This is a genomic window from Methylobacterium sp. CCH7-A2 (assembly GCF_001557075.1).
Lineage (GTDB): Bacteria > Pseudomonadota > Alphaproteobacteria > Rhizobiales > Beijerinckiaceae > Allobosea > Allobosea massiliensis.
Genome location: NZ_LSKN01000021.1, coordinates 1 through 26,074, shown reverse-complemented (window position 1 = coordinate 26,074; position 26,074 = coordinate 1). Strand labels below are relative to the sequence as shown.

The window sequence follows — 26,074 nt, the reverse complement described above, 5'->3', positions numbered from 1 at the left end:
GGTCACCTGCCGACGCTCACTTTGGCCGTCGCTCACTTGCCGGTCTTCACCCGGGTCCAAAGGCGGTTCACCAGCCGCTGCGCCTTCTGGTCGTAAGGGGTGATCGTGTAGAGCCGCGCCATCACGGCGTCCGGTGGGTAGATGCCGGGATTGTCGCGCACCGCCGCCGAGAGCAGCGGTTTCGAGGCGATGTTGCCGTTGGCGTACTGAATGAAGTCAGAGTTCTTCGCCGCCATGGCGGGGCGGTTGACGAAGTCGATGAAGGCGAGCGCGGCTTCCGGATTGGCTGCATCCTTCGGGATCACGAAGGAATCGAACCACATCAGCGCGCCTTCCTTCGGGATGGAATAGGCGATCTCGACCTTGTTCTTGGCCTCCTCCGCGCGCTTCTTCGCCTGCAGGATGTCGCCGGAATAGCCGACCGCGAGGCAGATATCCCCGTTCGCGAGCGCGTTGATGTACTCGGACGAGTGGAACTTCTGGATGTGCGGACGGATCTTCCGCAACAGTTCGCCGGCCTTGTTCAGATCCGCCTCGGCCTTGGAGTCGGGGTTCAGGCCGAGATAGCGCAAAGCGGCGGGAAACATCTCCTCGACCGCGTCCAGCACATGCACGCCGCAGTTCGAGAGCTTCTTGAGCTGGTCGGGATCGAACAGGATCTTCCAGCTGTCGATCACCGCGTCAGGGCCGAGCCGCTCCCTGATCTTGGCGCCGTTGTAGCCGATCCCGGTGGTGCCCCACATGTAGTTCACGGCGTGCTTGTTGCCGGGGTCGTATTTGGCCAGCCGTCCCTGGATCTCGGGCCAGGCGTTCTTGAGATTGGGCACCTTGGCGGAGTCGATCGGCGCATAGAGGCCGAGCGGGATGTGGCGCGGCAGGAAGGAGGCGGTGACGACGATCAGGTCGTAGCCGGTCTTGCCCGCCAGCAGCTTGGTTTCGACCGTCTCCATCTGGTCGAAGGTGTCGTAGACGACCGTGATCCCGGTCTCCTTCTTGAAGGCGTCGAGAACCTCGGGGTCGACATAGTCGGACCAGTTGTAGATGCGCAGTTCCTTGCCCTGCGCAGCAGCCTGCCCCGCCACGGCCAGCGACAGGCCCAGCGCGAGACCCGAGACGATTCCCTTGAACCAGCGGCCAGCCATCATGATGCGTTCGATTCCTCTCCGGACGGGCGGCGCAGAAGCTAACAGCTTGGCGCCACGTCTCAAGCCGTTGTGATCCCGCACTGCGTCGATCGATCTTGCGATGCAACAGGCCTGCCACATATTGCGCCTATGCGTGCTGCCCGCCTCCTGCCCCTACTTTTCCTGCTGTTCTTCATCGTCCCGCTCGCCACCCATGCGGCCTGGTGGTCCATGCAGGGAACGGCCGATGACTGGCGCCGGGCCGACTGGTCGAGCGCGAAGCTCCTGCCCGCCGCCTCGACCGTCCCCGAAGCCACCGTGCATGTCTTCGCCGCCCGCGTCGGTCGCTGGCGCGGCGTCTTCGCGCATCATTCCTGGGTGGTGGTGAAGGAAGCCGGCGCCAGCGCCTATACACGCTTCGACGTCGTCGGCTGGGGCACGCCGGTGCGCGTCAACCACCGCGAGGCCGACGGGCGCTGGTATGGCAACCTGCCGGAGCCGGTGGCCGAAATCCGTGGCGCGGCGGCGGAAGCGCTGATCCCGCGGATCCGAGCAGCGGTGAAGAGCTACGCCTATGTCACGCCTGGCAGCTACCAGGCCTGGCCCGGACCCAACTCCAACAGCTTCGTCCAGCATGTCCTGGCCGAGGTGCCGGAGCTCGCGCAGGCACTGCCGCCGACGGCGATCGGCAAGGATTTCCGCGAGGACGGCCTGTTCGCCGGGCTGACGCCGAGCCGCACCGGCATCCAGGCCTCGCTCTACGGGCTCGCCGGCTTCACCATCGGCTGGGTCGAGGGCGTCGAGATCAACCTGCTGGGGCTGGTCGCCGGCCTCGATCTGCGCAGCCCGGCGCTGAAGCTGCCGGGCTGGGGGCGCGTCGGGATTTAGGACGCTACGTCGTTCTCGGGCGGAGCGAAGCGCAGACCCGAGAATCTCATGCAGAACAAGCGTGCGAGAGATGCTCGGGTCTTCGCCCGAGCATGACGTGTTCCGCCCTCACACCGCCTCCAGCGCCTGCGCCAGATCCGAGATCAGGTCCTCGATGTTCTCGATGCCTACCGAGATGCGGATCAGCGCGTCGGTCAGGCCGATCTCCTCGCGCAATTCGCGGGCGACGCCGGAATGCGTCATCGCGGCGGGGTGGGAGACCAGCGTCTCGGTGCCGCCGAGCGAAACCGCGAGCTTCATGATCTGGAGGTTGTCGAGCAGCGCGAAGGCCTCTTTCTCGCCGCCGACGACGTCGAAGGCGAAGGTCGAGCCGGCCGCCGTGCATTGCCGGTCGAACACCGCCTTGCGGGGGTCGCCGTCCCTGAGGTCCCCGAGATAATGCACCTTGGCGATTTTCGGATGGGCCGAGAGATAGTCCGCGACCAGCCTCGCATTCTCGTTGGCCCGGCTCATGCGGATGTCGAGCGTCTCCAGCGAGCGCATCAGCATCCAGCAGGAGTTGGGGTCGAGCTGCGTTCCGAGCGACCCGCGCCAGCTCTTGACCTGCCGCACCAGCACCTCGGAACCGCTGATCGAGCCGCCGACGAGGTCGGAATGGCCGCCGACATATTTGGTCAGCGAGAGCAGCGAGAGATCGGCGCCCTGCTTCAGTGGCTTCTGGTATTTCGGGCCGAGCATGGTGTTGTCGACGACGACCGGCGGGCGATGGCCCTGCAAGGCTTCGAGTTCGTCGGCGATCATCTTGCAGGCGGCGAGATCGACCAGTCCGTTGGTCGGGTTCGCCGGCGTCTCGACCAGGATCATGCCGACGCGCCCCTTGGCCGCGGCGGCCTTCGCCGTCTCGCGCATCTGCGCGATGTCGAGCCCGTCGGTGAAGCCGAAGGCGGTGACGCCAAAGGCGCCCATCTGGTTCTTCAGCAGGGTCTCGGTGCCGCCATAGAGGGGGCGGGAATGGATGATCGTGTCGCCCGGCCGCAGGAAGGCGAAGCAGGTCGTCGCGATGGCCGCCATGCCGCTGGCGAAGACGGCGCATTTTTCAGCCTCGTCCCAGATCGCCAGGCGATCCTCGAGGATCTCCATGTTGGGGTGGTTGAAGCGCGAATAGACCAGTCCGGGCTTTTCGCCCGGCTTTGGCTGGCGGCGGCCGGAGGTGAAGTCGAAGAAATCCTTCCCCTGCTGGGCGTTCTCGAAGACGAAGGTCGAGGTCAGGAAGATCGGTGGCTTGAGCGACCCTTCCGACATGGCCGGCGAGTAGCCGAAGCCCATCATCAGCGTTTCGGGATGCAGCTTGCGGTTGGCGATCCGGTCCTTGTGGTAGCTGTCGTCGCTCATGATGGCCTCGCTGTCCAACGGGGTGCGCCGCAGAATGCGCCCTGGCGGTAACATAAGCGCAAGACGCGGCGATTGCTTGGACGGTTCCGCCCCACTATGCCATCATAGCAGAGAGATTCTTCCATAATCGGGACAAGCAGGAGCATCTTATGCTCGATAACGTCGATCGCCGCATGCTCGCCGTCCTGCAGGAGGACGGCCGCATCACCAATCAGGACCTCTCGGAGAAGATCGGCCTGTCCCCCACGCCCTGCCTGCGCCGCCTGAAGCGCCTCGAGGAGAGCGGCGTGATCCAGGGCTATTCGGCGACCGTCGACCCCAAGGCCTATGGCCTGCCCTTCAGCGTCTTCGTCTCGGTGCGCCTCTCGCAGCAGACGCAGGAGCACATCGCCGAGTTCGAGAAGGCGGTCGAAGGCTGGAACGAGGTCACCGAATGCTACCTGATGACCGGCTCGCAGGATTACCTTCTGCGGGTCCTGACGGACGGCATCGAGGGCTATGAGCGCTTCCTCAAGCAGAAGATGACACGGCTGAAATGCATCCAGTCGGTCGAGTCGAATTTCGCGCTGGCGACAGTGAAGAAGCGCATCGGCCTGCCGCCCCTGTGAACAGCTAGCGCCCCGCGAAGAGGGCCTCGGCGGCAGCGGCGGCCATCCGACGCGACTCGTGCCCGACGCCGGGCACGAGGATCTCGCGCCAGGGGCTCTCGACCTTCAGCCGCGCCGCCTCGGCGGCCGCGACCGCCATGAAATGACGCCCGCGCGCGAGCCGGTTCGCCCCTTGCGCCTCGGCGCCACGGCTGTGGTTGAGCTGCGGATGGGTGGGCTCGTCGTCGCGCTCGCCGAGCATCACCAGGAGCGGCTTCGCGAAGGCGGCTGATATGGACACCTCGGTCGCAGGCGTACCGCCCAGGGAATAGGGATAGGCGAAGCCGCCCGCCTCGCCCCGCAGAGGCAGGGTGTAATAGCTGGCATTCGCGCTGATCGCGGTGGTGAAGCGCGCCGCCGGCATCAGCAGTGCCATGCGATGGACGAACTGCGCGCCGGCCGAGTGCCCGAACAGCACATAGCCCGTTCCCGCGACGCGGCCGCTGGCGAGAGCACGATCGAAGAAGCGCTCGATGCTGGCGTAAAGCCAGCGCGCCGGATCCGCCTCGTCCCGCACACCGCCCTGCTGGAACAGCCGCGTCGGAAACCGCTCCCTGTCGAAATGCGGCGCCGCGATCAGCAGGCCATGCCGCTCGGCCGCTTCGATCCAGTTGTCGCGGGCGGTCTCGGCATTGCGTTCGAGGCCGTGGATCGCGATCAACAGCGGGCAGGGCTTGGCCGTACAGGCCGCGGGAACATAGGTCTCGACATTGATCGGCTCGGTGCCCGAGGGCGAGACATCCTCGTGGATGACATGGCTGCGGCCGGCTTCCTGGAAGGGCCTCAGGTCATGAGCCTGGACGCCCTGCACGCCCCAGCCCAGCAGCAGCGCTGCCAGCGCACCCAGACCCGTCCTCGCCATGGCAAACATCCTCCGCGCGGGCGAGTTTGCGCGGGCGGCTCCGCCACGGCAATCCCCGGGATCAGGCTCCCTTGCCCCGGTCCATGGCGCGGCGGACCACCTGGGTGACCTCGCTGTCGGACAGGAAGAGGTCGTGCCGGAGCATGCTCCAGCCGCGGCCGGACGTATCAGCGACGCGGACGCCGAGCGCTTCCAGCCGGGCGCGGTCGGCGGCACCGGCGCGGGCGACGCCGCCGGCAATGCGGGCCGAGACCGCGAGAGCCCGATCGCCCGGATCGATGATCACGGTCATGCGGCGGGCCAGGGGGCCGAGGCGCGAAACGGTCTGCTCGAAGGCGTCGATGTCGACGTCGGGCGAGGCGAATACGACCGAGCCGATCCGGGCATAGACCTCGGCTGAATCGCGCAGCTCCCGCAGGCCCTCCAGGGTCAGGAAGCTGCCCATGGAATGCGCGACGATATGGATGCGCCCGACGGTAGGGTTGGAGACAAGGGCCTGCAGCGCCCTCACGAAGCCGTCGCGCGACCACAGCGCGCTCTCGCGGTCATAGGCGTAGTCGAAGAGCTTGCCGCCGGAAGGCCAGGTGAAGATCGCGGTGCGGCCCTGGAACTCCAGCGAATGCGAGAGCTGGCCTGCACTGCGGGCGGCCGACTCGAAGGTCTCGTTGAAACCGTGGACATAGAGCAGCACGTCGCGCCCGGTCGCCGCTTGGGCGAAGGCGCGGGCGGGATCGGATGAATCCGCGGCATCGACGCCGAGCACCGCCCAATCGCCGCTGACGACCGAGGAGATCTGGCCGGAGATGCCCCGGCCCGGCGGCGACAGCCGCACCTCGGCGAAGGTCAGGGAGCCGCGATCGCTGCCGAAATAGGGCTGCCGCGCGCCGAGCGAGCGCCGCGTCGTGACGACCAGCAGTTCCGGCTCCTTCCCCAGCGCCGACGCGTCGGCACGGGTCGGCTCCGCGAAGGGCGAGACCGTCGCCTCGCTCTGGGCGCAGGCCGAAAGCCCTACCGAGAGCAGCCCGGTGATCGCAAGACGGCGTGAGAGAGCGTGCCGCGAAACAGGCATCGTGTCAGGCATCCGGTGTGTTGTGGGAGGCCGAGTTGGCCAGCCCGCCCTTAACGACAGGCTAACGCGGCCAGATTGCGGCGGAGCACCGAAACAGCCTGGATGAATGTCGGCCGAGGCCTCAGCGGCGGCCCGAGACGATCGCCGCGGGCGCCGTCACGACGAGCCCTACCGTCGAGCCCACCGTGCCGACGACGCCGCCCGCGATGTCGCCGACCCGGTCGCCGAGGCCCGGCCCGGCAGTGGCGATGCCGCCATCCTCCTTCAGCCGCTGCCCGATGAGCTGGACGACCTTCGGTGAGGACGCGAACTTGCTGTGGTTCAGCGGGTCGCCGGAGGATTCCGCCGAGAGATCGATGATGCGCGCGCCGAGTTTTTCGAGGTCGGCGATGATCTGCGTGTCCTTAGCGGAGACCGCGCCGAGGCGCGTCTTGTCGCCGGCGAAGCGCCGCGAGAAGTCCAGCGCCCGGTCGTCGGCGGAGACGAAAACGGTCACCGGGCGCTTGATCTCGCGCATCTGCGTCTTGAACACGTCGAGATCGACGTCCGGCGCCGCCAGGATGATGTCGCGCAACTTGCCGCCGAAGGTGCCGTCCCCGCGGATCGAGGCCTGCCGGATCGTCTCCAGCGTCAGCAAGGTCCCCATCGAATGGGCCAGGATGTCCATGCGCGTCGTGCCGAGATCGCGGGCGATGGCGCGCAGGTTGAGTTCGAGGAAGTCGCGCGAATAGAAGGCGCTCTCGCGATCATAGGGATAGGCCAGGAGCTGCCCGCGCGAGGGCCAGGTAAACAACACCGGCACGCCTTTGAAGCCCGAATCATGGACGATCTGGGCAAACCGATACGCTGCATCGGCGAAATTGGTGTTGAAGCCATGCACGAACACCAGCACGTCGCGCTGCGACGGCGGCCGCCTCATGATCTCTCGGCGCACATCCGCCACGATCGGCGCGAGATCGAGGCGCTGCACATTGGTGACGGCGAAATGCTTCGAGGGGTCGCTCGGCCCCGAATCAGGCAATTCCAACTCGCCCGGCTTGTGGTTGGGCGGAACGGTGAAGTCGAGCCGCGCGAAGGCCAGGCGGGGCCCGCGCTCGCCGTTGAAGTAGACCGGCTCGGCCGACGCCTCGCGCGTCGTGGCGACGAAGATCTCGACCCAGCCCGCCACCTCGCCGGTGGCACCCCGGCTGATCTCCAGCACCCGCGGCGTGCCGCAGGCAGCCAGCGCCAGCGGGCCGAGCAGCGCCAGAACCAGGATCTTGAACCGTACCACCGCCTGCATCGTCCTCATCGCCCGAAGGCGCCGCCATGACGTAGGCCGGTCGGTCGGCAAGATCGGGGAGGCCGCCCTCCTCCGGAACCTTGTCGCAGGACCCCCGGCCTTGCTAGGTGGACTCATGGCCGATCTCAGCGCTCCTGTCACCGCCCTCGCCGACGGCCTGATCGCCGGCGACCGCGCGGCGCTGGCACGCGCGATCACGCTGGTCGAGTCGCGCCGGGCCGATCACCGCCGGCAGGCCAGCAGCCTCGTCCAGTCGATCCTTCCGAAGACGGGCGGCGCCATCCGGGTCGGCATCACCGGCGTGCCAGGGGTCGGCAAGTCGACCACGATCGACGCGCTCGGCAGCCTGCTCACTGGCCGGGGCCATAAGGTCGCGGTACTGGCGGTCGATCCCTCCTCCTCGCGCAGCGGCGGCTCGATCCTGGGCGACAAGACGCGCATGGCCCGTCTCGCGGTCGACCCTGGCGCCTATATCCGCCCCTCGCCCTCCTCAGGCACGCTCGGTGGCGTCGCCGCAAGGACGCGCGAAACCATGCTGCTCTGCGAGGCTGCGGGCTTCGACGTCATCCTGGTCGAGACGGTCGGCGTCGGGCAGTCGGAGACCGCCGTGGCGGAGCTGACCGATTTCTTCCTGGTTCTGATGCTGCCCAATGCGGGCGACGAGCTGCAGGGCATCAAGAAGGGCATCATCGAACTCGCGGACATGATCGCGGTCAACAAGGCGGACGGGGCCGGCGCGACGGCCGCGCGCGCCGCCGCAGCGCAGTACCAGGCTGCACTGCACATTCTGGCGCCTTCGTCTCCGCTCTGGTCGACGCCGGTGGTCACGATCTCGGGGCTCACCGGCGACGGGCTCGACACGCTCTGGGCCAGGATCGAGGATCACCGCGCCCGCCATGAGGCGAAGGGGCTCATCGCCCAGAAGCGCCATCGCCAGGATGTGAAATGGATGTGGGCCATGGTCGAAGACCGGCTGCGGGCAAAGCTGCGCGACGATCCCGATCTGAAGGCCCGGACGCCGGCGCTCGAAGCGGCGGTGGCGGCCGGCACCTTGGCGCCGACCCTGGCCGCCGACGACATCGCGCAGGCGCTGGGGCTCTGAAGCCATGACACCGAGCCGCCCCGACATTCTGGTCACGGGCTTCGGCCCCTTCCCGCGGGTGCGGGTCAATCCGACGACCGCGCTCGCGCAGGCCGTGACGAAGCGGCTGCGGGCCGCCGGCTTCGCAGCGGAGGCCCTGATCCTGGAAACCAGCTATGCAGGCGGGCTGCCGCGGCTGCGCGCCCATCTCGCGGAGGCCCGCCCGCGAGCGATCCTGATGCTCGGGCTGGCCGCACGTGCCCGTAAGATCCGGCTCGAACTCTTCGGCCGCGGCCATGCCAGCCCGCTCCATCCCGACTTCAGCGGGGCGACTCCGACCACGATGCCGGTGCCGGCCGCCCTGCCCCTGCGGACGACCGCCTCTCCGCAGGCCGCGCTGGCAACGTTGCGCCGTCGCGGGCTGTGCAGCGGGCTTTCTCCCTCGGCCGGGCGCTATCTCTGCGATGCCTGCTATGCGGCCGCCCTCCGGCCTCACCGCAACAGCGGCGTGCCGGTGATCTTCATCCATGTGCCCTGGCTGCGGCCAGCACCGGGCACCAAGCCGAAGACGCGGGTCGCTGCCTTCCGGCCGCCAGCGGCAACACTCGCCGCCAGCCTCGCAGCGATGGGAATCGACCTCGCCCGGCGCGGACGAAAGCCCGGCTGAGCCCGTCCCGGAACGGGACAAGTCGCCTCGGCATGGCCCTTGAACCACCCCGCCATGGCCTTGACCTCCCCCGTCCTCTCACGACGCGCGCTGCTCGCGACGGCCGTTTTCGGCACAGCCGCACTCGCGGCACCGCCGCTTCGCGCCCAGGCGCCGCAACGCGCCGTCCCGCTCGGCGGACTGGGCCTGGACGCCGCCCAGTTCGGTCTGAGGCCCGGTTCGCCCGACGACCAGTCTCGCCAGCTTCAGGCGGCTCTGGTGGAGGCCGCCCGCCGGCAGGCGCCACTCCTCATCGCGCCAGGCCGTTACCGCGTCGGCCGGGTCGCCCTGCCCGATGGCGCCAACCTCCTCGGCGTGCGGGGCGCGACCATCCTGCTCGCGGCCGGGCTCGGCCCCCTGCTTTCCGCCCGTGGTGTCGGGCGTGTCTCGCTGCGCGGCCTGAGCTTCGACGGGCTCGACATCCCGGCGGCTGGCCGCGAGGGGCTACTCGTGGCCGAGAGTGTCGGGCAAATCGACATCCAGGACTGCGCCTTCGCCAGGGCCGGCTCGATCGGGCTCCTGCTGAACCGCTCGGGCGGCGCGATCGAGAGCAATGAGTTCCGGTCGATGCGGGAATCGGCCCTGTTCTCGCTCGACTCGCTGGGGCTGCGGATCGAGCGCAACGTGGTCGAGGACTGCGGCAACAACGGCATCCAGCTCTGGCGCAGCCAGGCGGGCGACGAGCGCTCCTTCGTGAGGGGCAACCGGGTCGAGCGCATCCGCGCCGATGCCGGTGGCGACGGCCCCAACGGCAACGGCATCAGCCTGTACCGGGCCGGTGGCGTCATCATCGAAGGCAACCAGTTGCGCGACTGCGCCCTGACCTTCATCCGCAACAATTCCGGCACCAGCGTCCAGATCCTCGGCAATCAGGGCCGGCGCTGCGGCGAGGTCGGGCTTTACTCGGAGTTCGCCTTCGAGGGCGCGATCATCGCCAACAACCTCGTCGAGGATTGCGCGCAGGGCGCCAACATCACCAATCTCGACCATGGCGGCCGGCTCAGCGTCTTCGCCAACAATATCGTCCGGCGCGCCCGCAAGGGGCTCTATCCCGGCGTGAAGGAGCCGATCGGCGGCATGGGCGTCCATGTCGAGGCCGAGGCCACAGTGACCGGCAACGTCATCGAGGACGCCAGCGATATCGGCATCTCGCTCGGCTGGTCATGGGGCATGCGCAATCTCGCCGCGACCGGGAACATGGTGCGCCGAACCGGCATCGGCATCGGTGTCTCGCTCGTCCCGAAACAGCGCAACGCCGTGATCTCCGGCAACGTCATCGCGGAAGCGAGAAGCGGCGCGGTGGTCGGGACCGAGTACGGGAAGGCCGTCACCGGCGATCTGACGAAGGCGCCCGACGCCAGGGCCACGGGCGTGCGGGTCGAGAACAACGCGGTGGGGTGAGGATCAGCCGCCGAGGCCGAAGACGAAGGCAAGGCGGGTATCGATGGCCATCATCTCTTCGTCGGAGAGCCTCCCCACCACGGCGCGGCATTTCTGGCGCAACACCATGGTGGTTTTGTCCAGCATGACAGAGCTCTGCTCACGGAGACCGTTACCCACGGTCGGCGCGACGGCGAACCGGAAAGCCGCCGAGACATCCGTGCTCGTGGTGATGAGACAGACCAGCGTCGTGTCGACATCGTCTATCAGATCGTTTTGAACGACCAGAGCGGGTCGAGGCTTGCCGTGGTCGCCTTGCACCGCAACGAGGACCACGTCGCCCCGCCTCATCTTTCCTCAGCCGGCCAATCCGTCAGTGCCTCGACGAACGCGATGTCATCCGCCTCTCCAGGGCTGTTCCGGATCGCCACCATGTCGCGCTTCAACTGCGCCCGGAACGCCGGATTCGCGGTATTGAAGGTCCAGAGCCGAACCTCCTTGAGCCCCGCCGCCTTCTTGCCGGCACGGTAGCGGGCCTGCTTGCTCAGTCCATCCTTCAAGGCGGAACGCGGCATGGCGGTCTCCTTTCAACGAAAGGTAATGCGCGACCTTTCGCCGGTCAAACCCGCGCCGCCCTCACCCGGCCGACCTCGATGCCGTTCCAGTTCGTCATCACACTCTCGCGCAGCGGCGCGAAGGCGGCGATCTCGGCCTCGTCCATCGGCAGGAAGCGCGCGATCAGGCTGGCCATCGCCACCTCCGCCGCGCGGCCGGCACCGTCGTCGCATTTCAGCGCGATGCCATAGCCCAGTTCCGGGAGAGCCCCGCAATACACGCCTTCGGCGCCCGTCTTGATGAAGATGCGTTCGCGCAGCAGTTCCATGGCGCGGGTGTCGAAGCGGCCGGTGCCGGCGACCATGAAGGGATGCGCGGCGGCGGCCTGCCGGATGCGGGCGGCAGCTTTGGCACGCTCGGGGCCGAGACTGTGTCCGGTGCCTAGGCGGGCAAAGCCGAGCGCCAGGGCCTTCAGCGGCACGGCATAGGTCGGGATCGAGCAGCCGTCTGTGCCCATCAGCTCGCGCGAATGGGCGGCGCCGGTGACCTCCTCGAGCGCGCCGCGCACGGCCTTCTGCACCGCGTGCTCGGCCCGGATGTAGCCAGCCGGGTCCTCGTCGATGCCGCAGGAAAGGCAGACGAAGCCGGCATGCTTGCCGGAGCAGTTGTTGTTCAGCGCGGTCGGCTCGCGGCCGGCCCGGGCGAGAGCCCGCGCGGCCTTCTCGTTGGTCGGCCAATGCGCGCCGCATTCGAGGCAGCCGGGCTCGCGGCCCGCCTTCGCCAGCATGGCGGCGGAGGTCTCTGCATGGAGCGGCTCGCCGGAGTGGGAGGAGACGGCGAGCGCGATCTCGGCTTCGGTCAGGCCGTAGCGGTCGGCCGCGCCGCTCTCGAGCAGGGGCAGCGCCTGGATCGCCTTCACCGCGGAGCGCGGGAAGACGGGGCGCTCGACATCGCCGGCCGAAAAGACCACGGCGCCGTCGGCGTCCATGACGATGGCGGCGCCGCGGTGACGCGACTCGACCGTGCTTCCGCGCGTGACCTCGGCCAGAATCGGGTTGTCCATCGTCGTCTCCGGATCGCAGCGGTGTCGGCATCGGCGCGGGGCCATGCGCCCGGCGCGCAGCCTTGTGCCGCCCGCGGCTCGACCTGTCAAAAGCGATGGCGCAGACTGGCCGCAACCGCCATCAGGACCGTGGCGCCCCGAGCGGGCCGCGTCTGCCGATCGGGCGAACCGGAGCCGAGCCATGTCGAGCGACTACGAAACCCAGTACAACAATCGCGCCCGCGTGCCGGAGCACCCTCAGATCATCGCCGGCTGGGCCCGCGATGCCGAGGCCTATCGCGCCGAAGCGCTTTGCGAACTGGGCGTATCCTATGGCGAGAGCGAGCGCCAAAGCTACGATCTGTTCAAGCCGGTGACGATGCGCGGAGACGCCATCGTGCTGTTCATCCATGGCGGTTACTGGCAGGCGCTGGACCGCAGCTTCTTCTCGCATATGGCGCGCGGCCTCAACCGACGCGGCCTGCCCGTCGCCGTCGTCGGCTATGATCTCTGCCCGCAGGTCGAGGTCGGCCATATCGTCTGGGAGATGCAGCAGGCGGCCGCCGCGCTGTGGCAGCGCTACGGCCTGCCCGTGGTCGCGACGGGCCATTCGGCGGGAGGCCACCTCGCCGCCTGCCTGCTCGCGACCAACTGGGCCAATGTCGAGGAGGGCCTGCCGGAACAGCTCGTGCCGGCGGCTTATGGCATCTCCGGCCTCTACAACCTCAAGCCGCTGACGGAGACGAGCATCAACGGCGCACTCAAGCTCAGCTTCGAGGACGCCGAGCGCGAGAGCCCGCTGTTCTGGCCCGCCCCATCGGGCCTCGTCATGGACGCCGTTGTCGGCGGCGCGGAGAGCGAGGAGTACTTCAAGCAGAGCCGCCGGATCGTCGATGTCTGGGGGTTGTCGGGCGTCCGCACCCGCTATGAGGAGATCGCCGGCGCCAACCACTTCACGGTGATCGAAGGCCTCGCCGATCCCGAAAGCGCCATGACGCGCCGCATCGCGGAACTCGCAGGCGCCTAATGGGACTGCGCTTGATCTGAAGGGCTGTGAGGCTCTATCGAGAATCCTCGGCCAGACCCCGGAGCCCGCGATGCAGACCTTCTTCGTCGAGATCAAATGCAAGCTCGGCAAGACCTATGAGGTCGCCAGCGAGCTCGCAGACCGTGAGATCGCGTCCGAGATTTACTCGACGGCGGGCAATTACGACATCCTGGCCAAGTTCCATGTCGCGGCGGATGTCGATATCGGCCATTTCGTCGCGCAGAAGGTGCAGTCGATCCCGGAGATCGCCGACACCCACACCATCATCACCTTCAAGGCGTTCTGAACCCGGACCAAAGCAGGCCCGGCGTGTCGAAAGGCGATTCAGGTCAAGGACTTGAATCGAAAGCCTCACCCGCCGCGCAAATTGCTTCACATGCTGATTCAAGCTTGCTGTGCGGCTCTCCGAAGATCGGCCGGCGGCGGGCGGCGACCGCTGCTTGCGATTAATGCATCCGCCGCGCTTGACGACCTCGCCCCATTCGCGCGACCTCGGCTGCTCCTGACATTGAGCCTGCGCCGCCGGAGCCGCCGCGATGAAGAGCAACCTGTCCCCCGATCTCCGCTCCGGCGCGCTCGTCTATCACCGCCAGCCTCGCCCGGGTAAGCTCGAGGTCCAGGCGACCAAGCCGCTCGGCAACCAGCGCGACCTGGCCCTTGCCTATTCGCCCGGTGTCGCGGCCGCCTGCGAGGCCATCGTCGACGATCCGGCGCAGGCCGCGGAGCTGACCTCGCGGCAGAACCTCGTCGCGGTCATCACCAACGGCACCGCCGTGCTGGGGCTGGGCGACATCGGGCCGCTCGCCTCCAAGCCGGTGATGGAGGGCAAGGCCGTCCTCTTCAAGAAATTCGCCGGGATCGACTGCTTCGACATCGAGGTCGAGCAGAAAAACATCGAGAAGTTCGTCGAGGTGGTCGCGGCGCTGGAGCCGACCTTCGGCGGCATCAATCTCGAGGACATCAAGGGCCCGGAATGCTTCGAGATCGAGGAGCAGCTCAAGGCCCGGATGAACATCCCGGTCTTCCATGACGACCAGCACGGCACGGCGATCATCGTCTCGGCCGCGATCCTCAACGGGCTCGACCTCGCCGGCAAGAAGATCGGCGACGTCAAGATCGTCGTCTCGGGCGCGGGCGCGGCGGCGCTGGCCTGTCTCAACCTGCTGGTCGAGCTCGGCGCCCAGCGCAAGAACATCTGGGTGACGGACCTGGAAGGCGTCGTCCACAAGGGCCGCAACACCCTGATGGACCGCTGGAAGGAGGTCTATGCGCAGGAGACCGACGCCCGCACGCTGGCGGAAGTGATCCCCGGCGCCGACGTCTTCCTCGGCCTCTCGGCCGCCGGCGTGCTGAAGCCCGAAATGGCCAAGGCGATGGGCGAGAAGCCGCTGATCCTGGCGCTCGCCAACCCCAACCCCGAGATCACCCCCGAGGACGCGCTCGCCGTGCGGCCCGACGCGATGATCTGCACCGGGCGCTCGGACTATCCCAACCAGGTCAACAACGTCCTCTGCTTCCCCTACATCTTCCGCGGCGCACTCGACGTCCAGGCGACGACGATCAACGAGGCGATGAAGCTCGCCGCCGTGCGCGCCATCGCGGCCCTGGCGCGCGAGGCGACATCGGACATCGCGGCGCGGGCCTATGGCGGCGAATCCTCGACCTTCGGCGCGACTTCGCTGATCCCCAATCCCTTCGATCCGCGGCTCATCATCCGGATCGCGCCGGCCGTCGCCCAGGCGGCGATGGCGACCGGCGTGGCGCGCAAGCCGCTGCCCGATATCGAGGCCTATCGCGAGGAGCTGTCGCGCTTCGTCTTCCGCTCCGGCTTCATCATGAAGCCGCTCTTCGCCCAGGCGAAGGCGGATCCCAAGCGCGTGATCTATGCCGAGGGTGAGGATGAACGCGTCCTGCGGGCCGCCCAGATCGCGCTCGAGGAGGGGCTCGCGGTGCCGATCCTGATCGGCCGCCCGAGCGTGATCGAGAGCCGCGTGCAGCGCTTCGGCCTGTCGATCCGGCCGGGCGTGGACTGCGAGGTGGTCAATCCCGAGGACGACCCGCGCTATCGCGACTATGTCCAGACCTATCTCGACATCGCGGGCCGCCGCGGCATCACGCCGGAAGCCGCCCGCTCGCTGGTGCGCACCAACAACACGGTGATCGCGGCGCTCGCGGTGGCCCGTGGCGAGGCCGATGCGATGATCACCGGCCTCGAGGGCCGGTTCATGTCGCGGCTCCGGCACATCAAGGACATCATCGGGCTGGCACCCGGCGTCTGCGACATCTCGGCGATGACCCTGATCATCACCAACAAGGGCGCCTTCTTCCTCGCCGACACCCATGTGAAGCACGATCCCAGCGCCGAGGAGATCGCGGACATGACGGTGCTGGCGGCAGGCCACGTCGCCCGCTTCGGCATCGAGCCCAAGATCGCGCTGCTGTCGCATTCGGATTTCGGCGCGGCGGACACACCCTCGGCCGTCAAGATGCGCAAGGCTCTGGGGCTGATCCGGGAGCGCGCGCCGCAGCTGGAATGCGATGGCGAGATGGAGGCCGACACCGCGCTGGTCGCCATGGTGCGCGAACGCGTTTTGCCCTCCTCGCGGCTGAAGGGCGTGGCAAACGTGCTGATCTTCCCCAATCTCGACGCCGCCAACATCGCCTATCAGTTCGCCAAGGTGCTGGCGGATGCGCTGCCTGTCGGTCCCATCCTGATCGGCGCGGCCAAGCCCGTGCATATCCTCACCGGCTCGGTGACCGCGCGCGGCGTCGTCAACATGACGGCGGTGGCGGTGGTCGAGGCGCAGGAGCGGGCGGCGGCGGCCGGCTGACAGCTACCTGCCGCCGTTGCAGACCCCACACCCGCTCTGCCATGATCGACGCGGCGCTGTTCCACGGTGCCGCAGCGCCGGTTGGGGGTGCAGGCCTGATGATCGCGATCCTGCGAGCGCTCTGTCTGCTGGGAGCCATGGCAGCGGCATGGCCCGGTCACCGCGCCTTTGCACAGGACGTTCCGCTGGGCGCGGCACTGCGGCAGGAGAACGGCTATCTGCGCATCCAGGCGAAGGGGCGCGAGGTCCGCCTCGAAAGCCTGATCGTGCGGCCCGAAGGTGTGACCGGGCAGCTGCCGCTGGCGATCATCACCCATGGCCGCAACAGCAGTTCGCTCAGCATGGGAGACCTCAGGGCGGCCCGCTACGCGACACTCGCGCGTGATCTCGCCCGCCGGGGCTGGCTCGCCGCGGTGGTGATGCGACGCGGTGCCGGACAGTCGGACGGGCCGCTGCCGTCGCTGGCCTCCTGCCCCACCCCCGATATCGCCGGCTCCTTCGGCGACGACACGGACGATATCGAGGGCGCGCTGCGCGCTCTCCAGGCGCGGCCGGATGTGGACGGGCAGCGGGTAATCCTGCTCGGGGAATCGGCCGGCGGCGCCACCGCGATGTCTCTGCTGCGCCGCAAGCCGCCCGGCCTGCGCGGCGTCATCAATGTCGCGGGCGGGCTCAATCTGGAGGGCTGCACCGAGCGGGGGCAGGACGCGCTGGTCGCCGCCATGACCGCCTGGCAGGGGCCGGACACGGTGCCGCAACTCTGGATCTATGCCCGCAACGACGAACTCTTCCCGCCGTCCCTGGTCGCCCGGATGCGCAAGGCTGCGCTCGATGCGGGCGCCGATGTGCGCTTCATCGACCTGCCGGAGTTGAAGCCGCGTGGCCATATGGCCTTCCTGCACGGACAGGGAAGGCATCTCTGGCTGCGCGAGATGGATGCCTCGCTACGCGCCTGGGGCCTGCCGACGATCCCCCGCGATCGCGGCCGGACCTTGCATGCGAAGCTCGGCCTGACCACGCGGCTCGATGTGTTCGAGCGCTATTTCTCAGGGCCCGGCGAGCGGGCGATGGCGCTGAGCCGCAGCAAGAAGGAGTTCCGCTACTGGTTCGGCACGCCCGATCTCGAGACCGCGAAGGCCAACGCGCTGCGTGACTAAGCGGCTCTGGCAGCCGATTGCGTGATCGCCTTCGAGAACGATCGCTTGCTGCTGGACGAGTCGAAATGACGCAAGAAGAAGCACGTCGAGCGCCATCAACTCGGTTTACTTTGCGTTAATCGTGTCGTATTGAAGAAGTCATCCCGCCTGTTTCGGGATCATAGTTGGCCTGGGTTGATTCGTTTTTGCCGATGGCAGCAACGCTGCTCGATCGAAGCCGAATTCCAGGAGCTTTCCATGGTCATGTCGCTGATTTACAGCAGCCATTGTCGGCTGCCTGATGACGCTCATCAATTCGAAGATGGGATGGAAGCGATCCGTCTCGTTGCTGCCAGGCAGAACCACCAATTCGACATCACCGGCTTTATGTTTTTCTTCGATCGCAAATTCGTCCAGATCATCGAAGGCGATTTCGACAACGTCGCCAATCTCTACAAATGTATTCGCCGGGACACCCGTCACGACAGCTGCCGCATCGTCGAGTTCTGCGAGGTTCCCCAGCGCTTCTTCGGTCCGCGAATGCTGGCTCATTCCATCGCGTTCATCCGCGACAATGCGGCCGAGTTGCAGGTCAAGATGCGATTCCTGAACAGGTTCATCGGCGAATCCGGCCGGGATTCGATCAAGATCAGGGATCTGCTGGTGTCGATCGCGTCGGAACTTCAGAAGAAGAGCCATTTTCCGAGGGACGACCTGAGCTCCAGGCTCGGTCTCGAGGCGCCGCTCCGTGACGTCGCCACCGGCCACGCCTGACTACAGCGGCGGCGCCAGCACCTGAGATCGCGGCTCTTCGCTGGCCTCTTGGCGGCGTCTCCGCATCGCGCTCTACTCTGATGCGACCGGCCGGTGCTCCCGCGCCAGCCGCAGCAGGGACAGCGTCTCATGCCAGGAATGCGCAAGCTCGCTTTGGTGTTCGCGGCCACTTTGGCCTTGGCGGGAACAGGCACGGCACTGGCCCAAGGCGTTCTCCACCGCAGCCATGACGGCGATCCGGCAAGTCTCGATCCGCTACGGACGACGAGCGTCGCCGAGGCGCATCTGCTGCGCGACCTCTATGAAGGCCTCGTCATCCATACGATGACAGGCGAGATCGCGCCGGGCGTCGCCGAAAGCTGGACGACGAGCGATGACGGGCTGGTCTGGCGATTCAGGCTCCGGCCGCAGGCGCGCTGGTCGAATGGCGAGCCGGTGACGGCATCCGACTTCGTGTTCTCGCTGCGGCGCATGCTCGATCCGCGCTCGGGCGCCCCTTACGCGCCCCTGCTATATCCGATCCTGAACGCCGAGCGCATCTACAAGGCCGCCGAGGGCGTGCGCGTGGAGGACCTCGGCGTGTCGGCTGCTGCGCCCGATCTGCTCGAAATCCGGCTGGAACGACCAACGCCGCATCTGCTCGAACTGCTGGCGCATCAGGCAGCCCTGCCGGTCCATCCGGCGACCGCGGACCGGCCGGGCCGTGTCGCCGCGCAGGTGGCGGACTGGGTCTCGAACGGCCCCTATGTGCTGAAGGAGTTCGTGCCCAGCTCGCATATCCGGCTGGACCGCAACCCGTCTTTCCACGCCGCCGCCGATGTCCGCATCGAGACCGTGATGTCCTATCCCATCGCCGATGCGGCGGTTGCGGCGCGGCGCTTCCTGGCCGGCGAGCTACACCTGACCACCGACATCCCCACCGACCAGATCGCGGCCCTGCGCGGACGGCTCGGCACGCAACTGCGCATCTCGCCGGCGCTCGGCACCTACTTCCTCGTCCTGAACACGGCCAAAGCCCCCTTCTCCGATGCGCGGCTGCGCCGGGCGCTGTCGCTCGCGATCGACCGGGAGTTCATCGCCGAACGTGTCTGGGCGGGAACCATGCTGCCGGCCTATGGCGTGATCCCGCCCCATATCGGCAATTACGGCGAGCGCGCCGAGTTCGACTTCAAGGCCGCCTCCCCGCTCGAGCGCGAAGACGAGGCGAAGCGTCTGATGGCGGCCGCGGGCTATGGACCCGGCCTGCCGCTGCGGCTCGAGCTGCGCTACAACCGCAACGACAACAACCGGCGCACCATCGCGGCCATTGCGGAGCAATGGGCGGCGATCGGCGTTGAGACCTCCCTGATCGAGACCGACAGCGCGGCACATTTCGCCCATCTGCGCGAGGGCGGCGACTTCGACGTCGCCCGCTATGGCTGGATCGGCGATTATTCCGATCCGCAGAGCTTTCTCTTCCTGTTCCGGAGCGACAACACCGGCTTCAATGTCGGCCGCTATGCCGATCCGCAATTCGATGCGCTGATGACGCTCGCGGCCGGCGAGGCCGATCTCGCCCGGCGCGCTGCGATCCTGCGCGAGGCCGACAGCCTGATCGTGCGCGAACAGCCCTGGATTCCGGTGCTGCATTATTCCCACAGGAACCTCGTTTCGAGCCGGCTCGCCGGCTTCGCGCCCAACCCGCTGGGTGTCATCCCGTCGCGCTTCCTGAGCTTTCGCCCCTGACGGAAGCGGGGCTGCCCCCGCATCGACGCCGGCATTCGCCCCTCGCGCCCGGCCTGCGTCTCGGCTAGGAGCGATGCTGTTGGAAACCCGCTGACGAGAGCCGACCGATGTCCCGCATTGTCTATGTGAACGGCGCCTATCTCCCCGAGGAGGACGCCAAGATCTCGGTCTTCGACCGCGGCTTCATTTTCGGCGACGGCATCTACGAGGTTTCGGCGGTGATCGGCGGCAAACTGGTCGATTGCGAAGCGCATCTGGCCCGCCTCGAACGCTCCTGCGGCGAGATCCGGCTTGCCCTGCCCTGGTCAAAGGCCGAACTGGTCGCGATCCATGAGGAGCTGATCAAGCGCAACAGCCTCGACGAAGGCGGCGTCTATCTCGAGGTCACGCGCGGCGCGGCCGATCGCGACTTCCCCTTCCCCAAGGACGTCACGCCGACGCTGGTGATGTTCACCCAGGCCCGCAACTTCGTGAATGCCCCGGCGGCGAAGACCGGCATCAAGGTGGTCTCCACGCCGGATCTGCGCTGGGCCCGGCGCGACATCAAGAGCGTCAACCTGCTCGCGCCCGTGCTGGCCAAGCAGTTCGCAGCCGAAAGCGGCGCGCAAGAGGCCTGGATGATCGAGGACGGGGTGGTGACCGAGGGCGCCTCCTCCACCGCCTGGATCGTCAAGGGCAAGACGCTGATCTCGCGGCCGCTCTCGCACAAGGTCCTGCCCGGCATCACCCGCAAGGCGGTGCTGGCCTATATCGAAGAGACGGGCTTCGCCTTCGAGGAGCGCGAATTCACGCTGGCCGAGGCGCTGGACGCCGAGGAGGCCTTCATCACATCGGCGACCAGCCTCGTCATGCCGGTGACGACGATCGACGGCCACAGCATCCATAACGGCGCCCCGGGACCCACCGCGCTGCGCCTGCGCGAGATCTACATCGATTTCGCCCGCAAGGGCGGCGTGCTGGGGTGAGGCGCGTCATGCTTGGGCTTGACCCGAGCATCTCTTGCCGGAGATTCTCGGGTCTGCGCTTAAGCTCCGCCCGAGAATGACGGAGGATTGGTTCGCTCGCCCATCACATAGGTCGCGACGACATTGCGCTCGTCGCCGAGCGTGACCAGCACGAACAGCTCCTCGGCGAGGTCGCGCGCCGTCTCCAGCCGATGCGCCATGGCGCGCTGGGCGCCCGCATCGAGCACGACAACATCGGCCTCGTGGCCGGGCTCCAGCGAACCGATCAGGTGGTCGAGCTTCAAAGCCTTGGCATTGCCCAGCGTGATGGCGTGGAGCGCGGCGAAGGCCGAGAGCGACTGCCCCTGCAATTGCAGTACCTTGTAGGCCTCCGACATCGTCCGGAGCATCGAATAGGAGGTGCCGCCGCCGATATCGGTCGCCACCGCGACCGGCACGCCCTCCGCCCGGGCGCGGGCCCAGTCGAACAGTCCGGAGCCGAGGAAGAGATTCGAGGTCGGGCAGAACACGGCGACGCTGCCGGTTTCGGCGAAACGCCGCCATTCCCGGTCGGTCATGTGGATGCAGTGGCCGAGCAGGCTTCTGGGTCCGAGCAGTCCGTAATGCTGGTAGATGCCGGCATAGTCTCCCGGCTCGGGATAGAGTTCGTTGGCGAGCGCGATCTCGGCCCGGTTCTCGTTGATATGCGTCTGGACGTGGCAGTCGGGATGCTCGGCGGCCAGCCGCCCGGCCGCCTCCATCTGCTCCGGCGTCGAGGTCACCACGAAGCGCGGGGTGATGGCGTAGAGTTGGCGGCCCCTGCCGTGCCAGCGCTCGATCAGCGCCTTGGAATCCGCATAACTGCTCTGCGCTGTGTCGGTGAGCGCTTCGGGCGCGTTGCGGTCCATCATCACCTTGCCGGCGATCATGCGGGTGTTGCGGCGCTCGGATTCGGCAAACAGCGCCTGCGCCGATTGCGGATGCACCGAGCAGTAGATCACCGCCGTCGTGGTGCCGTTCGCGAGCAATTCGTCGAGCAGGAAGGTTGCGAGCTTTTCGGGATGGCCCTGCTGCGCCAGACGCTGCTCCTCGACGAAGGTGTAGCGGTTGAGCCAGTCCATCAGCTGGGCGCCATAAGAGGCGATCACCTGCGTCTGCGGCATGTGCAGATGGGCGTCGATGAAGCCAGGCATGATCAGATGCGGGTGGTGGTCGATGATCTCCGCCCCGGCCGGCAGGGTCGGCAGGATGGCCTCCGCCGGGCCGACTGCACGGATCACCCCGCCCTCGATCACCAGCACCCCGTCCGCGACATAACGATGCGCCGCCTCCCCGACGTCGCGCGGATCGGCCACGAACCACAAGAGGCGGCCGCGCAGGGCACGAAGGGGGCTGGTCTGGCTCACTAATGCGCACTCCGGCTCGGATTCACATCACATCTGCACCAAATCAAAGCTTCCGGCCAAGCGGGGATCATGCCTAATCTGAGGGCATGATTTGTCTCCGGTCGTCTGGTTCGCTCGATCATAGGGAGTTTCCTCCGCCGTCATCCTGGCCGGAGCGAAGCGCAGCGCCGGGATCCATCATCGGGCGCCGTCGCCACCCGATGATGGATCCCGGACCGGCGCCGATGCGCGGCTGGTCCAGGATGACGACGGAGTTGGTCGGTATGGCAGAGCATGTCCACGATGCGTGACACGCTCCGCTTCCTGCTCGGCGACGCGCTGATCGAGATCGCAAACTGCGATCCGACGCTGACCGTGCTCGACTGGCTGCGGCTGGAACGGCGCCTGACCGGCAGCAAGGAGGGCTGCGCCGAGGGCGATTGCGGCGCCTGCACCGTCGTCGTCGGCCGGCTCGATGGCGGATGGTTGCGCTACGAGGCGATCAATGCCTGCATCCGCTTCCTGCCGACGCTGGACGGCTGCCAGCTGCTGACGGTCGAGCATCTGAAAGGCGCGGACGGCAGCCTGCATCCGGTGCAGCAGGCGATGGTCGATGGCCACGGCTCGCAATGCGGCTTCTGCACGCCGGGCATCGTGATGTCGCTCTTCGCGCTCTGGCTGAACGAGGATGCGCCATCCGTCTCGCGCATCGAGGATGCGCTGGCGGGCAATCTCTGCCGCTGCACCGGCTACGAGCCGATCATCGCGGCGGCGCAGCGGATGTCGGCTGGTGGCCATGAGAGGCCGGACCGCGAGGCGGTCACCGCGAGGCTGCACGACCTCGCCGACGACGCCCCGCTCGCCCTCTCCGGCCCCGGCGGGCGCTTCTTCGCCCCAGTGACCGTCGCGGGGCTGGCGGATCTGGTGGCCGCCCATCCGCAGGCGACGCTGGTCGCGGGTGCGACCGATGTCGGGCTCTGGGTGACGAAGGGCATGCGGCGGCTCGATCCCGTCATCTCGCTCGGGCGCGTCACGGCGCTGCGGGAGATCGCAGATCGCGGCGATCACCTCGTCTTCGGCGCGATGGCGACCCATGCGGAGGTTCGCCCCGTGCTGGCGTCGCTCTCGCCGCAACTCGACGAGCTGATGCGCCGCTTCGGCGGCGAGCAAGTCCGCAACGCCGGCACGATCGGCGGCAATGTCGCCAATGGCTCGCCGATCGGCGACCTGCCGCCGGCGCTGATCGCGCTGGGAGCGAGGCTGGTTCTGGCGAAGGCGGCGCCGGACGGACTGGCACGCCGCGAGATCCCGCTCGAAGACTTCTTCCTCGACTACCGCAAGCAGGACAGGCGCGAGGGCGAGTTCGTCGAGGCGGTGATCGTGCCCAGGCCGGGGCCGGATGCGCTCATTCACGTCTCGAAGATCTCGAAGCGCTTCGACGAGGACATCTCTGCGGTCTGCGGCGCCTTTTGGCTGCGGCTCGACGCCGGCGGCCGCATCGCGGAGGCCCGGCTGGCCTATGGCGGCATGGCGGGCACACCCAGACGCGCCGCCGCCGCGGAAGCCGCGTTGATCGGCCGGCACTGGGACGAAGCGGCGGTGGACGCCGCGATCGCTGCGCTTTCGAGCGACTTCACACCGCTCAGTGACATGCGGGCCTCGGCCGGCTACCGGCTGACGGTGGCGGGCAACCTGCTGCGGCGCTTCCTGATCGAAACGACACGGCCCGATGTCGAGACCCGCGTCGCGGGCCAGTTCGCGGTGGCCGCCCATGGCTGATGCGCGCCGCCGGCTCGACAAGGACGCCTCCGCCATGGTCGGAGCACCTCGCCTCCACGATTCCGCCGCCCGCCATGTCGCGGGCGAAGCCGTCTATATCGACGACATCGCCGCGCCCGAGGGGCTGCTGCACGCCTATCTCGGCCTGAGCCGCATCGCCCATGGCCGGCTGGTGTCGCTCGATCTCGCGCCCGTGCTGGCGGCGCCCGGGGTCGTCGCGGTGCTGACGGCGGCCGACATTCCCGGCGTCAACGACATCTCCTCGACGCATCGCCATGACGAGCCGGTCTTCGCGACGCAGACGATCCTACATCACGGCCAGCCGCTCTTTGCCGTGGTGGCGCAGACGCGCCAAGCGGCGCGGGAGGCGGCGGCCCTCGCGCAGGCGGTCTGTGAGGAGTCCCCGCCCGTGCTCGATGTCGCGGCAGCCCGCGCGGCCGGCGGCGCTCTGGTGACCGACCCGCTCAAGCTCGAGCGCGGCGATGTCGCGGCCGCGCTGGCGCAAAGTCCGCGCCGGCTCAAGGGCTCGATGACGATCGGCGGGCAGGATCATTTCTACCTCGAAAGCCAGATCGCGCTCGCCATTCCCGGCGAGGAGGAGGACATGCAGGTCTTCTCCTCGACGCAGCACCCGACTGAGGTGCAGCATATGGTGGCGCAGGTGCTGGGCGTCGCCTCCCATGCCGTCACCGTCGAGGTCAGGCGCATGGGCGGCGGCTTCGGCGGCAAGGAGACCCAGTCCAACCTCTTCGCCTGCGTCGCCGCGCTCGCTGCGCGCAAGCTGAAGCGGCCTGTGAAGCTGCGGCCCGACCGCGACGACGACATGATCGTCACCGGCAAGCGGCATGATTTCGTCGTCGATTACGAGATCGGCTTCGACGACGAGGGACGCATCCATGCGGTCGATGCGGTCTATGCGGCACGCTGCGGCTGGAACGCGGATCTCTCGGGGCCGGTGACGGACCGCGCGCTATTCCACATGGACAATTGCTATTTCTACCCGGCGGTGCGCGGTCGTTCCGAGCCTCTGCTGACCCACACCGTCTCGAACACGGCCTTCCGCGGCTTCGGCGGGCCGCAGGGCATGGTCGGGGCCGAGCGCTTCATCGAGGAGGTCGCCTTCGCGACCGGGCTCGACCCGCTGGAGGTGCGCCGCCGCAACCTCTATGGCGGCACGCCCGGCGAGGGGCCCGGCCGCGATCTGACGCCCTACCACCAGACCGTGACGGACAACATCGCGGGCGAGGTGATCGCACGGCTGGAGCGCTCCTGCGACTACAGAGCGAGGCAAGCGGCGATCCGGGAGGCCAATGCCAAAAGCCCGGTCGTGAAGCGCGGCATTGCGCTGACGCCGGTCAAGTTCGGGATCTCCTTCACGGCGACCTGGTACAATCAGGCCGGAGCCCTGGTGCATGTCTACACCGACGGTTCGGTGATGCTGAACCATGGCGGCACTGAGATGGGCCAGGGGCTCTATATCAAGGTGGCGCAGGTGGTGGCGCAGGCCTTCGGGATCGGCCTCGACCGGGTCAAGATCACCGCGACGACGACCGGCAAGGTGCCCAACACCTCGGCCACCGCGGCCTCCTCGGGCTCCGATCTCAACGGCATGGCGGCGCTCGACGCCTGCGAGACGATCAAGGCGCGGCTGACCGAATTCGCCGCCCGGCACTGGCAGGAAAGCCCGGAGGCGATCGTCTTCCGGCCGGGTTTCGTGCAGGTCGGCGCCCGCGAGATCCCCTTCACCGATCTGGTCAAGGCGGCCTATATGGCGCGCGTCCAGCTCTCGGCGACGGGCTTCTACGCGACGCCGAAGATCCATTGGGACCGCAAGGCCGGGCGCGGCCAGCCCTTCTACTATTTCGCCTATGGCGCGGCCGCCGCCGAGGTCGCGGTCGATACGCTGACCGGCGAATACAAGGTCGAGCGCGTCGACATCCTGCATGATTGCGGGACGTCGCTGAACCCCGCCATCGACAAGGGCCAGATCGAGGGCGGCTTCATCCAGGGCATGGGCTGGCTGACGACCGAGGAACTGGTCTGGGATGCCAAGGGCGTGCTGAAGACGCATGCGCCCTCGACCTACAAGATCCCGGTCGCCTCCGACCGGCCGCGCCTCTTCAACGTCGCACTGCTGGAAAACGCCCCCAATCGCGAGGCGACGATCCACCGCTCCAAGGCGGTCGGGGAGCCGCCTCTGATGCTGGCGATCAGCGTGCTGCACGCACTGTCGGATGCGGTGGCGAGCGTGGGAGGCCATCGGGTCTGCCCGCGGCTCGATGCGCCGGCGACGCCCGAGCGCGTGCTGGCGGCGGTCGAGCGCGTTCGCGCGGAAGCGGGATGATGAGCGCAGTTCCCTTAGGACATCCGACGCGGCCTTCTTCTCCCTCCCCCCGCTTGCGGCGGGGAGGGCCGGGGTGGGGG

The 26,074-nt window shown here is 67.8% G+C and carries 23 protein-coding genes; 14 read left to right on the top strand and 9 right to left on the bottom strand.

Going from position 1 to position 26,074, the window contains the following annotated elements:
- Positions 1-32: 32 nt before the first annotated feature.
- Complete coding sequence (locus tag AX750_RS01905; protein ID WP_280939885.1) at positions 33-1,145, bottom strand: polyamine ABC transporter substrate-binding protein; 1,113 nt, start codon at positions 1,143-1,145, stop codon at positions 33-35.
- A gap of 129 nt (positions 1,146-1,274) precedes the next feature.
- Here AX750_RS01905 and AX750_RS01900 point away from each other — a divergent pair, with 129 nt between their 5' ends.
- A complete protein-coding gene (locus tag AX750_RS01900) occupies positions 1,275-2,012 on the top strand; it encodes a DUF3750 domain-containing protein (protein WP_066724267.1) in 738 nt (245 codons plus the stop codon).
- Positions 2,013-2,120: 108 nt separating this feature from the next.
- On the opposite strand, the gene AX750_RS01895 is transcribed toward AX750_RS01900, so the two are convergent.
- Complete coding sequence (locus tag AX750_RS01895; protein WP_066724287.1) at positions 2,121-3,404, bottom strand: cystathionine gamma-synthase family protein; 1,284 nt, start codon at positions 3,402-3,404, stop codon at positions 2,121-2,123.
- Between the two features lie 149 nt (positions 3,405-3,553).
- On the opposite strand from AX750_RS01895, the gene AX750_RS01890 reads away from it, so the two are divergent.
- Positions 3,554-4,012 (top strand): Lrp/AsnC family transcriptional regulator, encoded by a 459-nt coding sequence (locus AX750_RS01890; RefSeq protein WP_066724264.1) that lies wholly within the window; start codon positions 3,554-3,556, stop codon positions 4,010-4,012.
- A gap of 4 nt (positions 4,013-4,016) precedes the next feature.
- Here the strand turns inward: AX750_RS01890 and AX750_RS01885 are convergent, their stop codons facing one another.
- From AX750_RS01885 to AX750_RS01875, 3 genes are all read right to left on the bottom strand, one after another.
- Positions 4,017-4,913: a hypothetical protein gene (locus tag AX750_RS01885; protein ID WP_066724262.1), complete on the bottom strand. Its 897-nt coding sequence runs from the start codon at positions 4,911-4,913 to the stop codon at positions 4,017-4,019.
- Positions 4,914-4,974: 61 nt separating this feature from the next.
- Positions 4,975-5,982: an alpha/beta hydrolase gene (locus AX750_RS01880; RefSeq protein ID WP_066724260.1), complete on the bottom strand. Its 1,008-nt coding sequence runs from the start codon at positions 5,980-5,982 to the stop codon at positions 4,975-4,977.
- 121 nt (positions 5,983-6,103) lie between these two features.
- Positions 6,104-7,255, bottom strand: coding sequence for an alpha/beta hydrolase (locus AX750_RS01875; protein WP_197432781.1), 1,152 nt, complete (start codon positions 7,253-7,255; stop codon positions 6,104-6,106).
- A 124-nt stretch (positions 7,256-7,379) separates the two neighbouring features.
- On the opposite strand from AX750_RS01875, the gene meaB reads away from it, so the two are divergent.
- Genes meaB through AX750_RS01860 form a run of 3 tightly spaced genes read left to right on the top strand, consistent with a single transcriptional unit; the run spans position 7,380 to position 10,452 of the window.
- A complete protein-coding gene (gene meaB, locus AX750_RS01870; RefSeq protein WP_066724253.1) occupies positions 7,380-8,366 on the top strand; it encodes a methylmalonyl Co-A mutase-associated GTPase MeaB in 987 nt (328 codons plus the stop codon).
- A gap of 4 nt (positions 8,367-8,370) precedes the next feature.
- Positions 8,371-9,012: a hypothetical protein gene (locus AX750_RS01865; RefSeq protein WP_066724250.1), complete on the top strand. Its 642-nt coding sequence runs from the start codon at positions 8,371-8,373 to the stop codon at positions 9,010-9,012.
- Between the two features lie 54 nt (positions 9,013-9,066).
- Positions 9,067-10,452 (top strand): TIGR03808 family TAT-translocated repetitive protein, encoded by a 1,386-nt coding sequence (locus tag AX750_RS01860; RefSeq protein ID WP_066724247.1) that lies wholly within the window; start codon positions 9,067-9,069, stop codon positions 10,450-10,452.
- A 3-nt stretch (positions 10,453-10,455) separates the two neighbouring features.
- Here AX750_RS01860 and AX750_RS01855 read toward each other — a convergent pair whose 3' ends face one another.
- The 3 genes from AX750_RS01855 to AX750_RS01845 are packed head-to-tail and all read right to left on the bottom strand — an operon-like array spanning position 10,456 to position 12,049.
- Complete coding sequence (locus AX750_RS01855; protein WP_197426693.1) at positions 10,456-10,767, bottom strand: type II toxin-antitoxin system PemK/MazF family toxin; 312 nt, start codon at positions 10,765-10,767, stop codon at positions 10,456-10,458.
- A gap of 11 nt (positions 10,768-10,778) precedes the next feature.
- Positions 10,779-11,006, bottom strand: coding sequence for an antitoxin MazE-like protein (locus tag AX750_RS01850; protein ID WP_066724241.1), 228 nt, complete (start codon positions 11,004-11,006; stop codon positions 10,779-10,781).
- A 44-nt stretch (positions 11,007-11,050) separates the two neighbouring features.
- The gene (locus AX750_RS01845) at positions 11,051-12,049 is read right to left on the bottom strand and encodes an asparaginase (RefSeq protein WP_066724238.1); all 999 of its coding nucleotides are present in this window, start codon (positions 12,047-12,049) and stop codon (positions 11,051-11,053) included.
- A gap of 181 nt (positions 12,050-12,230) precedes the next feature.
- On the opposite strand from AX750_RS01845, the gene AX750_RS01840 reads away from it, so the two are divergent.
- The 7 genes from AX750_RS01840 (at position 12,231) to AX750_RS01810 (ending at position 20,507) form a co-directional block, all read left to right on the top strand.
- Positions 12,231-13,055 (top strand): alpha/beta hydrolase, encoded by an 825-nt coding sequence (locus AX750_RS01840; protein WP_066724235.1) that lies wholly within the window; start codon positions 12,231-12,233, stop codon positions 13,053-13,055.
- 70 nt (positions 13,056-13,125) lie between these two features.
- Positions 13,126-13,362: an Lrp/AsnC ligand binding domain-containing protein gene (locus AX750_RS01835; protein WP_038361355.1), complete on the top strand. Its 237-nt coding sequence runs from the start codon at positions 13,126-13,128 to the stop codon at positions 13,360-13,362.
- 250 nt (positions 13,363-13,612) lie between these two features.
- Positions 13,613-15,907, top strand: a complete 2,295-nt coding sequence (locus AX750_RS01830; protein WP_066724232.1) for an NADP-dependent malic enzyme — start codon at positions 13,613-13,615, stop codon at positions 15,905-15,907.
- Between the two features lie 41 nt (positions 15,908-15,948).
- Positions 15,949-17,064 carry an alpha/beta hydrolase gene (locus tag AX750_RS01825; protein WP_066724229.1) on the top strand — a complete coding sequence of 372 codons (1,116 nt, stop codon included), beginning with the start codon at positions 15,949-15,951 and terminating at the stop codon, positions 17,062-17,064.
- Between the two features lie 237 nt (positions 17,065-17,301).
- Positions 17,302-17,817: a BLUF domain-containing protein gene (locus AX750_RS01820; protein WP_066724227.1), complete on the top strand. Its 516-nt coding sequence runs from the start codon at positions 17,302-17,304 to the stop codon at positions 17,815-17,817.
- Positions 17,818-17,946: 129 nt separating this feature from the next.
- Positions 17,947-19,542, top strand: coding sequence for a peptide ABC transporter substrate-binding protein (locus AX750_RS01815; protein WP_066724225.1), 1,596 nt, complete (start codon positions 17,947-17,949; stop codon positions 19,540-19,542).
- A 107-nt stretch (positions 19,543-19,649) separates the two neighbouring features.
- A complete protein-coding gene (locus AX750_RS01810) occupies positions 19,650-20,507 on the top strand; it encodes a D-amino-acid transaminase (protein WP_066724223.1) in 858 nt (285 codons plus the stop codon).
- 59 nt (positions 20,508-20,566) lie between these two features.
- On the opposite strand, the gene guaD is transcribed toward AX750_RS01810, so the two are convergent.
- The gene (gene guaD / locus AX750_RS01805; RefSeq protein ID WP_066724220.1) at positions 20,567-21,892 is read right to left on the bottom strand and encodes a guanine deaminase; all 1,326 of its coding nucleotides are present in this window, start codon (positions 21,890-21,892) and stop codon (positions 20,567-20,569) included.
- A gap of 273 nt (positions 21,893-22,165) precedes the next feature.
- On the opposite strand from guaD, the gene xdhA reads away from it, so the two are divergent.
- Positions 22,166-23,650 (top strand): xanthine dehydrogenase small subunit, encoded by a 1,485-nt coding sequence (gene xdhA, locus AX750_RS01800; protein WP_197426691.1) that lies wholly within the window; start codon positions 22,166-22,168, stop codon positions 23,648-23,650.
- Positions 23,643-25,994: a xanthine dehydrogenase molybdopterin binding subunit gene (gene xdhB / locus AX750_RS01795; protein ID WP_066724217.1), complete on the top strand. Its 2,352-nt coding sequence runs from the start codon at positions 23,643-23,645 to the stop codon at positions 25,992-25,994. Before xdhA ends, xdhB begins: the two co-directional genes overlap by 8 nt.
- The last annotated feature ends 80 nt before the right edge of the window (positions 25,995-26,074 follow it).